At 58.6% G+C, this 13236-nt stretch carries 9 protein-coding genes; 5 read left to right on the top strand and 4 right to left on the bottom strand.

The features are described 5' to 3' along the window. The first annotated feature begins 87 nt into the window (after positions 1 to 87). The 3 genes from HA50_RS09145 to HA50_RS09135 are packed head-to-tail and all read left to right on the top strand — an operon-like array spanning position 88 to position 6745. Entirely contained in the window at positions 88 to 1410 is a 1323-nt protein-coding gene (locus HA50_RS09145) for an SrfA family protein (protein WP_084874477.1), read from the top strand. Between the two features lie 2 nt (positions 1411 to 1412). Continuing rightward, positions 1413 to 4385, top strand: a complete 2973-nt coding sequence (locus HA50_RS09140; protein WP_084874475.1) for a virulence factor SrfB — start codon at positions 1413 to 1415, stop codon at positions 4383 to 4385. Then, positions 4382 to 6745 (top strand): virulence factor SrfC family protein, encoded by a 2364-nt coding sequence (locus HA50_RS09135; RefSeq protein ID WP_084874472.1) that lies wholly within the window; start codon positions 4382 to 4384, stop codon positions 6743 to 6745. The genes HA50_RS09140 and HA50_RS09135 overlap by 4 nt, the downstream gene beginning before the upstream one ends. Here HA50_RS09135 and HA50_RS09130 read toward each other — a convergent pair. The 3 genes from HA50_RS09130 to HA50_RS09120 all read right to left on the bottom strand — a co-directional run bounded on the left by HA50_RS09130 (position 6742) and on the right by HA50_RS09120 (position 7868). Next, positions 6742 to 7005 carry a barstar family protein gene (locus tag HA50_RS09130; RefSeq protein ID WP_084874470.1) on the bottom strand — a complete coding sequence of 88 codons (264 nt, stop codon included), beginning with the start codon at positions 7003 to 7005 and terminating at the stop codon, positions 6742 to 6744. The genes HA50_RS09135 and HA50_RS09130 overlap by 4 nt on opposite strands. A 2-nt stretch (positions 7006 to 7007) precedes the next feature. Further along, the gene (locus tag HA50_RS09125; RefSeq protein ID WP_084874467.1) at positions 7008 to 7433 is read right to left on the bottom strand and encodes a ribonuclease domain-containing protein; all 426 of its coding nucleotides are present in this window, start codon (positions 7431 to 7433) and stop codon (positions 7008 to 7010) included. Between the two features lie 87 nt (positions 7434 to 7520). Then, positions 7521 to 7868, bottom strand: coding sequence for a helix-turn-helix domain-containing protein (locus HA50_RS09120; protein ID WP_084874465.1), 348 nt, complete (start codon positions 7866 to 7868; stop codon positions 7521 to 7523). 295 nt (positions 7869 to 8163) lie between these two features. Between HA50_RS09120 and HA50_RS09115 the strand changes: the two genes are divergently transcribed. Together HA50_RS09115 and oqxB are read left to right on the top strand one after the other, a co-directional pair. Beyond that, on the top strand, positions 8164 to 9318 hold the full coding sequence (locus HA50_RS09115; RefSeq protein WP_084874463.1) for an efflux RND transporter periplasmic adaptor subunit: 1155 nt from the start codon (positions 8164 to 8166) through the stop codon (positions 9316 to 9318). A gap of 18 nt (positions 9319 to 9336) precedes the next feature. Then, entirely contained in the window at positions 9337 to 12489 is a 3153-nt protein-coding gene (gene oqxB, locus HA50_RS09110; RefSeq protein ID WP_084874460.1) for a multidrug efflux RND transporter permease subunit OqxB, read from the top strand. A gap of 103 nt (positions 12490 to 12592) precedes the next feature. Here oqxB and HA50_RS09105 read toward each other — a convergent pair whose 3' ends face one another. Beyond that, positions 12593 to 13078 carry an RrF2 family transcriptional regulator gene (locus tag HA50_RS09105; RefSeq protein ID WP_084874458.1) on the bottom strand — a complete coding sequence of 162 codons (486 nt, stop codon included), beginning with the start codon at positions 13076 to 13078 and terminating at the stop codon, positions 12593 to 12595. Positions 13079 to 13236: the final 158 nt, after the last annotated feature.

The following is a 13236-nucleotide window of genomic DNA, read 5'->3' as shown; positions in this document are numbered from 1 at the left end:
GATTCACCTGCATTTGGCTTAAGATCACCACCATCGCTAATCACACACGATTCTCTGCCTCAGACATCCACCGATAAGGGCCAACGAGTGGCAAAAACTTTTCTGCGTAGCGGCAATCTCGACGCGCTACTGGCACTGGGTGAGAACGGCCAGCCGGTCTGGGCCTCTGCCCTGCAAATTCGCGAAACCCTGCGGTTGCGCCGCCAAACCACGCTGGCGAACTGCCTCGCCATTCCGCAGCCCAATGAACGCGGCGACCGCCTCGACTGGTACGCGCCGTTCAGCGGCAAAGTGCGTTCGTGGCTGGCGGCCAGCGATCATGAACGTCGCCAGGCACTGGAACAACTCACCCTTAATCAGCAGGATCTCCAGGCCCTGAGCCAGCGCGCGCGCGACACCGAGAATCCGGCTATGCGCCTGTTTGGCGCGCTGCTGAGTAAAACCCTGCAATTCCCCGATCAGCAATATGTCTATCTGGTGGATGGCAAACCCGTGATTACTTTCTGGGGCTTTGTCGATCCACAGGCGCGCACGCGTGATGACGCGCTGGCCTGTCTGCGTGACAGCCTTGATGAGCAACTGCCGTCATTGTTGCCGGAACCGCCGCCAGTGGTGGATACGCCGTTACTGGTGGCAGAACCTGAACCCGAAGTCATCGCCAGCGAAGAACCGCTGCCGGAGATGACCGCGCCAGAACCGGAGCAGGCAGAAATCATCCCGCCACCGCCTGCGGCACGCTCATGGCGTCCATGGTTACTGCTGCTGCCAGTGGCCATTGCTGCCACCGCTGGTGTGGCATTCTGGCTACACAGTTCGCCGGAAGCTGCGCCACCTGCGGTCGTCCAGGCTCCGGCTCCCGTGGTCAGCAAAGCGATTGCTCCACCTGCGGTACTGGTCCAGGCAGAAAAACTCGCCACCACCCTGCCACAGGCCAGCGCCACGGTCGTCGCCCCTGAACCGGTGCCAGTCGCAGCGGTGACGCCGCCAGCCCCGGTGGCTGCGGCACCAGTGCCGACCGCGCCAGCACAAGCCGACGATTTGGTGATCACCGCTGAAGATGTGCGCGTCGGTTCGGTGCGTTTCCTCGATGGTCGCTGGCGTGTCACCTTGCGCCAGACCAATCTGCCCACCGGCAAACCACCGAGCCTGCGTTATCAAATCAGAAACGGCAAAGGCACCGCGCTGATTACCCAGGGCGATGGTATTCGCTGTAAGGCCGACGTCACCGCCGCCATGACCAGTGCGGGCACCATGGTCGTTCGCAGCCGATACACCGCCAGCTGTAGCGACAAATCGCGCTACCGCATGCCGGAACTGGTATGTAAACAGGGCGATGGCATTGCCAGCTGTGACGCGCAATATGGCGCGGATCAGGTTTTCCCGTTGACGATCAAGCGTGAGAGTAAATAACCATGTTGGCACCCCTCATCGATGACAAACAAAAAATCACGCTGATTGAAGATAGCGGTGTGCAGTTTCTCGATTTTGGCCTGCGTCTGCCGGCATTGCAGGCGCGCCGCCAGTTTGTGCGCCAGACAGCCAATGGCCCGCTGCTGCGCCTGAACGTTGACGGCAATAGCGGCAAGTTTTTGCTCTACCCGGAAGATGGCAGCGCGCCAGAAGTGGTACGCCCCGAATCCGATATTGCGCTGGCCGATTCACTGACATTGCTGGCTAATCAATGGCTGCCATTACCGGTGCTGCGTTGCACCAGTGGCCGTCGTTTTATTGGTGGCCCGGAAAACTGGGCACGTCTGCATCTGGCTCCGCTGTCACAGCCAGATGCGGCGGGCAATACCCATCGCATCACCCTCGCCTTTGACACCCGACTGGTAGCCGAAAGCGAGGGCGGCGAGCAACTGGGTCTGAGCCAGGCCGATGCGCAGAACGGCGTCAGTTTTGCCCTTGCCTGGCACAACTATGAACTGGGTGAATTCCTCGATCACACCTGGGTTGATGGCTGGCTGCGCGAAACCTTTAGCCAGCAGGTCAGCGCGCTGGAATCACGCCGCGAGCAGGAACTGAATCAGGCACTGCGTGAATTCGAATATCAGGCGCATTACCTGAATCTGCTGGAACTGCTGGGCGAACAGCTCGATCTGGCGGAAATCACCATTCAGGCGGCGTCACCCCAAACCCCGGCGGTGAATGTCGATATCATTCTTGATGTCGGCAACTCCCACACCTGCGGCATCCTGGTGGAAGATCACCCGGAAGAGAGCAACGGCCTGCGTCAGACCTATGAGTTACAACTGCGCGACCTGTCTGAACCCCATCAGGTGTACAACGAACTGTTCGACAGCCGTCTGGAGTTCGCCCAGCCCCGCTTTGGCAAAGCCAATTTCTCGCTGGAAAGTGGACGTGAAAACGCCTTTATGTGGCCGTCACTGACGCGTGTTGGCCGCGAAGCCAGTCGCCTCGCGCTGTTGCGTGCCGGTACGGAGGGCAGCACCGGCCTCTCCAGCCCACGCCGTTATCTGTGGGATGAAGCGCGCTATCAGCCGGGCTGGCGTTTCAATGCCAACGGCAGCGGCGACGAACCACAGGCTACCGCGCTGCCCTTTACCCTGCTGCTGAATGATGAAGGCCAGCCGCTACATGCGCTGGCGGCGGATGACCGTCTGCCGGTATTTTCCGCCAGCTACAGCCGCAGCTCGCTGATGACCTTTATGCTGTGCGAATTGCTGGCGCAGGCGATGATGCAGATGAACAGCGTGGCGCAACGGCAGCGCATGCCGCAAAGCCAGACGCCGCGTCAGCTGCGCCATGTCATCCTCACCCTGCCTTCCGCGATGCCGAAACCGGAACGTGAAATTTTCCGTCGCCGCATGCAGGAAGCCATCGCGCTGGTGTGGAAAGCGGAAGGCTGGCATCCGGCGGAAGAAGCCTTTACCGCCGAGACGCAGGCCAAAAGCCTGCGCCCGGTACCGGATGTGCAGATGGAGTGGGATGAAGCCACCTGCGGTCAGATGGTGTGGCTGTTCAACGAAACTCAGGTCAACTTTGCCGGTCGCGCCGAAGATTTCTTTACCAGCATGGCCCGCCCCGATCGCCCGCGTGAAGCCGATGAGCTGCCGGGCAAAAGCCTGCGTATCGCCTCGATAGATATTGGCGGAGGCACCACCGATCTCGCCATCACGCAATATCGCCTTGATGACGGCCAGGGCAATAACGTCAAAATCACCCCACGGCTGCTGTTCCGTGAAGGCTTTAAAGTGGCCGGGGACGACATCCTGCTGGATGTGATCCAGCTGTGGATCCTGCCCGCTTTACAACAGAGTTTGCAGAAAGCCGGTCTGCTGCTGCCCGAACCGCTGATGAATAAATTGTTTGGCCACGACAGCCGCATGGATGGGCAAGCCACGCTGCGTCAGCAGGTCACCCTGCAACTGTTTATTCCGCTGGCGCAGGCGGTGCTGGAGCGTTATGAAAACTGGAACCCGCTCGACAGCCACAGCGAGATCAACGCGCTGTTTGGCGAGCTGGTGCCGCAAAAACCGGGCAGCGCGGTACTGGCGTTCGTCAACGGTGAAATTCAGCGTACCCTCGGCGGTGACAGTCGCTTTGACCTGCTGGAAGTGCCGCTGGTGGTCAGCCTCGCCCAGCTGCATGGCGAATTCCTGCAACACCGGATGGCGATCATCCCGGCGCTGCGTGCCATGTGTGAAGTGGTCTCGCTGTACCAATGTGATGTACTGCTGCTGACCGGCCGCCCGTCGCGCTTCCCCGGCATCCAGGCGCTGGTACGCCACCTGCAACCGCTGCCGGGCAGCCGTATTTTGTCGCTGGAAGGCTATCACACCAGCGACTGGTATCCGTTCAACAAACAAGGCCGTATTGATAACCCGAAATCGACCGCTGCGGTCGGTGCCATGCTGTGCCTGCTGGCGCTGGATCTGCGCCTCAGCAGTTTCTGGTTCCGCGCCGGGGATTTCGAACCTTACTCCACCATCCGCTACCTTGGCGTGCTGGATGAAACCCAGGCGCTGAGCGATGACAACCTGTGCTACAGCGAGATCGATCTCGATAACGGTGCCTTCGCGCTGGATCGTAAGAGCAGCTTCCGCATTCGCGGTAACGTCTGTCTCGGCTTCCGCCAGCTGGAAAACGACCGCTGGCCCGCTTCGCCGCTTTACAGCCTGAGCATCACCGACCCGGCGTTAGCGCGCAAAGTGGCGGGTGAAAGCGTGTTGCGGATTAAACTTGCCGTGCAACCCGGTCCGGACAATGCCGGTCCGGAACGTCTGGTGCTGAGCGAGGCGCGCCTGGATGATGGCAGCCGCATTCCGCTGGAGCAGCTGAGTCTGAAACTGAATACGCTTTCCGCCACGGGCAATGCGAATGCGCAATACTGGATTGATAGCGGGAGCGTCTGCAAAAAATGAGAACCGCCAAGAAACAGCCGCCAGCCACGCTGGCAAAACGCCTGGGCCTGCTCCAGGAAACCCTTGATGGTGCCCTTAACTGGGTGGAACAGCAGCAACCGCACTCCACGCGTCTGACGATGGAAGGCGATACCCTGAGCCTGCAACTGCGTCGCGCCCGGGTGGAAAGCCATGCACTGGCACGTCAGCTGGCGCGTCCGGTGACGCTGGCGTTATTTGGTCAGTCGCAGGCGGGTAAAGCCTGGCTGCTGAGTGAAATGGTCGGCGACGCGCAGGGGCAACTGATGGCGCGTCTTGGCGACAAAACCCTGAACTATTTTCAGCATATCAATCCCGGCAATCTCGATTTTGCCAGCGCCACCCGTTTCAGCCACCAGCGGGAAACCTCATCCAGCGCCTGGCCGCTGGAGATCACCTTGCTCAGCGAGTCAGAACTGATCCGCCTGATGCTGGCCTGTGCCACCACCGAAGCACAGCCGGATACCGCCGCTATCGATAGCGCTTTGCAACGTCTGCAACGCCATCGTCTCAGTGAACCAGAGCCGGGACTGGAGAGTGATGCGCTGGTCACGCTGTGGGCGTGGAGCCGTCGCTATCATCGTCATGCCGAGGTGCTGGATCGCCACTTCTGGCCGCAGGCAGTCGCCCTCGCCCCGTGGCTGAACGTGGATGACCGCGTGCAGCTGTTCGCGTTGCTATGGCCGGGACAAACGGCACTGAGCGAAAGCCTGCGCAGCCTGATGCACCTGCGTCATCAGCTGCGCCACGCGCCGCGCGTGCTGGCCCCGCTCAGCCTGCTGGTGGATGACGCGTCACTGCCCGCCGAGAAACTGATTGCCAGCGATGCCGACCTGCTGGAGATGATCGAGGTGTGCCCGATCGTCGCCAATCGCGTCGGCAAAGCACAGCAGGTGCCGCTCGGACTGCTGGCCCTGCTGACGCTGGAAATCACCATCCCGCTCAGCTCGACGCCACGTCAGGCGTTGTATGATGAAGCCGATATGCTGGAGCTACCGGCACCCGGCACGCCAACGGACCGTGCGCAGCTTGACGATCGCCAGCGTCTGCAAACGCGTGATGCACTGCGCGCCCGGCTGCTGGAACAAAAGCGCGCGTTGCTGCCAGGTTTTTACGCCGCACGGCAGGATATCGACCTGTTGTTGATTTGCACCGCCGCCAGCCAGCGTCAGGATGCCGACCTCGCCAGCCAGGCATTACGCGAATGGCATCTGCACCAGCCGATCCCTGCCAGCGGTGAGAAACCGCGCCTGATCTGGGCCATCACCCCCTACGATGCGCGTCATCAACAGATCAATGTGGATGAAGCAGTGCAACGTCAGATTGGGCAGCCCGGCCAGAGCTGGGGATCGATGCTGGCGCTGGACCGTGCTGGCGTTGATCGCATGGGCAGCTGGTTGCAGGATGAAATGCAGCCGGATGCACGTCGCGACCGCCTGGCATTGCAACTCAGTGCGCTGCAACAAAAACTGGTGGATCGCCTGCAACCCTGGACGGAAGCCAGTGCCACGCCGGAGCAGGCAGCACGCAAACAAACCATCGCCGATACGCTGCTGAAATGTCTGCAACATCGTACCGGTCTGCATGGTGAATTGCTGGAGCGTCTGCAACCGTCACGTGACGCGGTGCGTCAGCTGTGGCTCAGCCAGAACAGCGGCGGCACACCGCAAAAGACGCAGGCCACCCCCGCCGGACAAAGCTATTTCGGCATCGGATTTGAGTTCGATCTGTTTAAAGACGAGCCGGTCACCGCCAGTGAACCGCGTCATCACAGCAGCCCGAACGATAAGCAATTTCCGCAGCAGGTCTTTGCGTTGTGGCTGGATCACCTGCGCCAGCTGCCGGAAAGTCGTAGCCTGCTGGCACTGCTTAACGTCGATAAACCTACGCTGGAGTTGCTGGTGGAGGAGTTGATCACCGCCAGCTTCCGTCATCAGATGCTGAGTAAGCTACAGACGGCACTGAATGAGCCGGATGCACAGGCCAGCGCGCATGAGGCGCGTACCGATCGTCAGGTTTCGCGTGCCATGACGGTGCTGGGGGATTTTGTCGCCTGGCTGGGCTTTTTACAGCGCCCGGAAGCGGAGCGTCCGGCGAGTCGGGTCAATCGCGGCCAGACTATTTTTGCCCGTCCGCCCGCGCCCAGCGTCAGTTTCTCGTCAGGTCAGCGCCTGACGCGACTCTCTGCCGCACCGGCTAACCACACCGCCTATTACATTTATGACTGGCTGGTGGGGCTGAACAGCGTGATTGTCGAGAATAATGGCTACACCGGCGGTGGCGACTTACCTGCCAGCGCCCGCCAGACGCTGGCTATTATGTTGCTGCCACTGCACGCTTAATCGCGCACCAGGCGCAGCTCACCTGCCAGCTGCGCCTCGGCCTCTTCCAGCAGCGCCAGCACCGGCGCAAATTCCACGCTGGAGGCATCGAAATGACGTAAATGCAGCGTCGCGGGCAGCGCCATGCCGCCCGTCAGCCAATCCCATAACGCGTCGAGATTGTTGCCGAAGGCAAACGGGCAATGAGTCTGGTGCGCCAGCGCGTGATAGAACGCCTGACGATCGGGCAGTTGATGGAAATCAAAGGTCAGCGTCAGCATTGTCAGGGTACCGGCTTAAAGCTGCGATAGTGATCGGTGGTGAGAAAGATCAGGCCATCTGAAGAGTAAAGCAGACGATCGGCATCACGGTGGCCGCAATCGTAATTGACGTCTGCTTCATACCATTGTCGTCCAGCCTGCTGCGGCAGTCGCTGCTCACGGTTACCAAAACGATCACCGCCAATCGCCCGGCCTGGCAGCACATCGCACAGATTCCCTTTGGCCGGATTCCAGCCCTGACGGCGGGCTTCACTTTTGGTGATGTAGAGATCAGGCAATTTATGATGCTGCTGTAACCAGCGCGCCACGGTTTCGGCATCGGTCTGCTGCGCGATATCGGTTTTGGGTGCTGCGGAGAAATGCGGTTTTAGCCCGGCCCAACTGGCGACCAGCGCAATAATCAATCCAATCCAGAGTTTCTTTGACATAGTGCCTTCCTGAAGTTCAGGAGGCCGATAATAGCAGGCTTTTCAGGCGGGAAAAACGCGGGCCAGCAACGCTGGCCCTGGCGGAGTTTATTGCATAACGCTTGGCTGGTGCCCGGCATGACGACGCCATGCACCGGGTGCCACACCATACTGGCGTTTAAAGCTGCGGTTGAATGACTGTTGTGAGTCAAAACCCAGCGAGATCGCCACATTGAGGATCGGTTCGTTGGTGGTGGTCAGTCGGTCCGCCGATCGTTTCAGTTTCTCAGCCCGGATGTATTCACCCAGCGGATAGCCGGTGTGTTCTTTGAACATCCGTTGCAGGTGCCATTTTGAGTAACCGGCGCGACCCGCTACGGTGTCCAGATCCAGACGTGCTTCAATGTTGTTATCAATCCAGTCGATCAGATCGTGAATAAATGCGTCGCTCATCATTCCATTCTCTCCCGTCGCCGTGGCGATCAGTATCAGTATCTATTGCAGTTACACTTTAAGGGTACTGACTATGCCATTTAATGCAAGTTTTATTATTGCATTAAATGCCGCACTTCTCGTAGGGGTATTCCCTGCATGATCCGTTGCGATCAAAACCGCACATAAAGTGTATCAGATATTCTTGCAGATGCAGTTTACACAAGCCTACACTCATCAGGTTTTAATGCAACCGTCAAAGTTGCAAAATTTTTTGTACAAGACCTTTCAATTTTTTGACTAACGCGGAATAACTACAATGCATCTGCAGACATATGGGGTTCGTCTGGGCGTAAGCCTGTCAGGAGTGGTGCTGCTGGGAAGCCTGCTGGCCGGTTGTGATCGGGGTGTGGCCAAAAGTGCCCCACCGCCGCCGCCCGAAGTGAGTGTGGCGCAGGTGGTACAGCAGAAAGTCAGCCAGTGGGACAATTTTAATGGCCGTATCGAAGCGGTGCAGAGCGTACAGCTGCGCCCGCGCGTATCCGGCTACATCGACCAGGTTAACTATCGCGAAGGCGATGAAGTGAAGAAAGGCCAGGTGCTGTTCACTATCGATGATCGCACCTACCGCGCGGCACTGGAGCAGGCGCAGGCGGAACTGGCGCAGGCACGCAGTCAGGCGGCGCTGGCACGCAGTGAATCGGCACGTACTGATAAGTTGATTGGTACGCTGGCGGTGTCGCGTGAAGAGGCGGAACAGCGCCGTTCCGCCGCCAGCCAGGCGCAGGCTTCCGTGCTGTCCGCGCAGGCGGCGGTGGATATGGCCCAGCTCAATCTCGACTTTACCCGTGTTACCGCACCGATTGATGGCCGCGCCAGCCGCGCGATGATCACCATCGGCAACCTGGTGACCGCCGGAGACAGCGCCAGCGTGCTGACCACGCTGGTGTCGCAGGATCATGTCTACGTCTATTTCGACGTGGATGAAGGCACCTTCCTGCGTTACCAGGCTATGGCGCGCAAGGGAGAAAATCGCGGCTCTCTGCCGGTGGAAATCGGTCTGACCGGTGAACAGGGCTATCCCCATGTCGGTAAAGTCGATTTCCTTGATAACCAGCTGACAGCCAGCACCGGCACTATCCGCATGCGTGCCACGCTGGATAATCAGCAACGTCAGTTCACTCCCGGCTTGTTTGCCCGCGTACGCCTGCCCGGCAGCGCTGATTTCAACGCTCTGCTGATCGACGATAAAGCCGTGCTGACTGACCAGGATCGTAAATACGTTTACGTGGTGGACGCCAGCGGCAAAGCGCAGCGTCGTGACATCCAGCAGGGTGACCTGGCTGATGGCCTGCGTATCGTGCAGAGCGGCCTGAAACCTGGCGACAAGGTGATTGTGAACGGTTTACAGAAAGTCTTTATGCCCGGCATGCCGGTCACCGCGCAACCGGTAGCGATGCGCACCGCCCAATAACTATCGAGACTGCCTGTTATGGATTTCTCCCGCTTTTTTATCGACCGGCCAATTTTCGCGGCTGTGCTGTCGATTTTGATATTTGTCACCGGGCTGATCGCCATTCCGCTGCTGCCGATCAGTGAATACCCCGATGTGGTGCCGCCCAGCGTGCAGGTGCGCGCAGAATATCCCGGCGCCAACCCCAAAGTGATTGCTGATTCGGTGGCCACGCCGCTGGAAGAAGCGATCAACGGGGTGGAAAACATGATGTATATGAAATCAGTGGCCGGTTCTGATGGCGTGCTGGTCACCACCGTGACCTTCCGTCCGGGTACCGATCCCGATCAGGCCCAGGTACAGGTGCAGAACCGTGTGGCACAGGCTGAAGCGCGTTTGCCGGATGCGGTACGCCAGCTCGGTCTCACCACGCAAAAGCAGTCGCCTACCCTGACGCTGGTGGTGCATCTGTTCTCACCCCACGGTAAGTATGACTCGCTCTATTTGCGTAACTACGCCACGCTGAAAGTGAAAGATGAGCTGGCCCGCCTGCCGGGTGTCGGCCAGATTCAGATCTTCGGTGCGGGTGAGTACGCGATGCGCGTCTGGCTCGATCCGAATAAAGTGGCGGCGCGTGGCCTGACCGCCTCGGATGTGGTCAGCGCGATGCAGGAGCAAAACGTGCAGGTGTCTGCCGGTCAACTCGGTGCCGAACCGCTGAAGAAAGAGAGCGATTTTCTGCTGTCGATCAACACCCAGGGACGGCTGGAGAGCGAGCAACAGTTTGGCGATATTATACTGAAAACCGCCGACGACGGTTCGCTGGTGCGTCTGCGTGACGTGGCGCGTATTGAGATGGGGTCCGGCAGCTATGCTCTGCGTTCGCAGCTCAATAACAAAGACGCGGTAGGTATCGGTATCTTCCAGGCACCGGGTGCCAACGCCATCGATCTTTCCAACGCGGTGCGCGCCAAAATGACCGAGCTGGCCACGCGTTTCCCGGACGATGTGCAATGGGCAGCACCTTACGATCCGACCGTGTTCGTACGCGACTCGATCAAAGCGGTGGTGCATACCCTGCTGGAAGCAGTGGTGCTGGTCGTGTTGGTGGTGATTCTGTTCCTGCAAACCTGGCGTGCTTCGATCATCCCGCTGCTGGCAGTGCCAATCTCGGTGGTCGGAACCTTTAGCGTGCTGTATCTACTGGGCTTTTCACTCAATACCCTCAGCCTGTTTGGCCTGGTACTCGCCATCGGGATCGTGGTCGATGACGCCATCGTGGTGGTGGAGAACGTCGAGCGTAATATCGAACAGGGGCTATCGCCGACGGCGGCGGCACATCAGGCGATGCGTGAAGTATCCGGCCCGATTATCGCCATCGCGCTGGTGCTGTGTGCGGTATTTGTCCCCATGGCTTTCCTCTCCGGCGTGACCGGCCAGTTTTACAAGCAGTTTGCGGTCACCATCGCTATCTCAACGGTGATTTCGGCCATTAACTCGCTGACGCTGTCTCCGGCGCTGGCGGCAAAATTGCTGAAGGATCACCATGCGCCGAAAGACATGGCGACGCGGCTGATCGATCGGTTATTTGGCTGGCTGTTCCGTCCGTTTAACCGCTTCTTCCAGCGCAGTGCCGACGGCTATCAATCGCTGGTGGGCAAAACGTTGCGTCGTCGCGGGGCGGTATTTGGTGTTTACGTGCTGCTGCTGGCGGGTGCCGGTTGGATGTTCCACAGCGTACCCGGCGGCTTTATCCCGACGCAGGATAAGCTGTACCTGATTGGTGGTGTGAAGATGCCGGAAGGATCGTCGCTGGCGCGTACCGACGAAGTGATTCGTAAGATGAGCGAGATCGGCATGAACACCGAAGGCGTCGATTATGCGGTGGCCTTCCCCGGCCTCAATGCCTTGCAGTTCACCAATACGCCCAATACCGGCACGGTGTTCTTTGGCCTGAAGCCGTTTGACCAGCGTAAGCGCACTGCGGCGCAGATTAACGCGGAACTGAACGCTAAAATCAGCAAAATTCAGTCCGGCTTTGGCTTCTCCATCATGCCGCCGCCGATCCTCGGTCTGGGTCAGGGTTCCGGTTATTCGCTTTATGTGCAGGATCGTGCCGGTCTTGGTTATGGTCAGCTGCAAACGGCGATCAATACCCTGTCCGGTGCGGTGATGCAGACGCCCGGCATGATGTTCCCGATCTCCTCCTATCAGGCTAACGTGCCGCAGTTGGATGTGCAGGTGGATCGTGATAAAGCCAAAGCGCAGGGTGTGTCGCTGACCGATTTGTTCAGTACGTTGCAGGTTTACCTGGGTTCCGCGTATGTGAATGATTTCAACAAGTTTGGTCGTACCTGGCGCGTGATGGCGCAGGCTGATGGGGATTTCCGCGACAGCGTGCAGGATATCGCCAATCTGCGCACCCGTAACGATCGCGGTGAGATGGTGCCGATTGGCAGCATGGTGAATATCACCACCACCTATGGCCCGGATCCGGTGATCCGTTATAACGGTTATCCGGCGGCAGACCTGATTGGTGACGCCGACCCGCGCGTGCTTTCTTCTTCACAGGCGATGGCCAAAGTGGAAAGCATCGCGAATCAGCTGTTACCGAATGGCATGAATATCGAATGGACTGACCTGAGCTACCAGCAATCCACCCAGGGTAACGCAGCCTTTATCGTCTTCCCGGTGTCGGTGTTGCTGGCATTCCTGGTACTGGCGGCATTGTACGAAAGCTGGACGCTGCCGCTCGCGGTGATCCTGATTGTTCCGGTGACCATGCTGTCGGCACTGGTCGGCGTGTGGCTCACTGGCGGCGATAACAACGTGTTCGTGCAGGTCGGTCTGGTGGTATTGATGGGGCTGGCGTGTAAAAACGCGATTCTTATTGTCGAGTTTGCCCGTGAACTTGAGATGCAGGGCAAAGGGATTGTTGAAGCCGCGCTGGAAGCCTGTCGTCTGCGTCTGCGTCCCATCGTGATGACCTCCATCGCCTTTATCGCCGGGACTATCCCGCTGATTCTCGGTGAAGGTGCCGGTGCCGAAGTGCGTGGTGTCACCGGTATTACGGTGTTCTCCGGGATGCTGGGCGTGACGCTGTTTGGTTTGTTCCTGACCCCGGTGTTTTATGTGGCGCTGCGTAAGCTGGTGACACGTAAACAACCGGAAGGCGAAATGCAGACGGTGTGATAGCTCCGACTTTCCAGAACAATGCAAAATCCAGGCTATATGCCTGGATTTTTTTTGCGTGTGAAGAAATGTGCAGGGAGCGCATTGATGCGCTCCGGGAAAATCAGCGGGATTTCTTACAGAGGTCTTCGATTTCGAAGTCTGGCAGGGGTTCGCAGTTGCTGGTATCGCGTTGTTTCAGTTCAGCCAGAGCATCCGCCACGGTGCGTTTTTCCAGCACATTAAGGGACGCCTGTTCAGCCTCATCGGCTATCGATTTGAAATACCAGCACAGGTTGGCACTCACCAGGCAACGCGGCGCAACATCCGGGCGTGAGGCCCACAGTTTTTTGTCTTCAATCACCGAGGTATAAATATCGCGCAGGGTGATCTCGCCAGCCGGACGGCCCAGATGAATGGAACCGGTACGGCCTAACGTCGAGACGATAATGCCATCGCGTGTGAGCGGAACCATGAGTTTCCTGATGAAACTGGGGTTCGCTTCCAGGCCATAAGCCAGAATGGCACTGGTCGAGCGTTTACCCAATTGCTCCGCCATCGCTACGCTCAAAACCATCTGCAAAGCTGTCGGGAAGCGGTAATCAAGCATTTCTTTAATCCTGAGTTGCGGTCTATCTTGTTGTTTTCATGCCGCGGTAGTGAGTAATCATTGAGCAATAAATATAACAAACACTGTTGCTTTTTAGAAGCGAGGGTCTGTGATCAAGGCACGTATTCATCATTTCCTCAGGCATAAGCGCACAGGCT

It is taken from the genome of Pantoea cypripedii (genome assembly GCF_002095535.1).
In the GTDB taxonomy this organism is placed as follows: Bacteria; Pseudomonadota; Gammaproteobacteria; order Enterobacterales; family Enterobacteriaceae; genus Pantoea; species Pantoea cypripedii.
The sequence above is the reverse complement of the archived record's forward strand: the minus strand, read 5'-3'. Positions and strand labels throughout refer to the sequence as shown.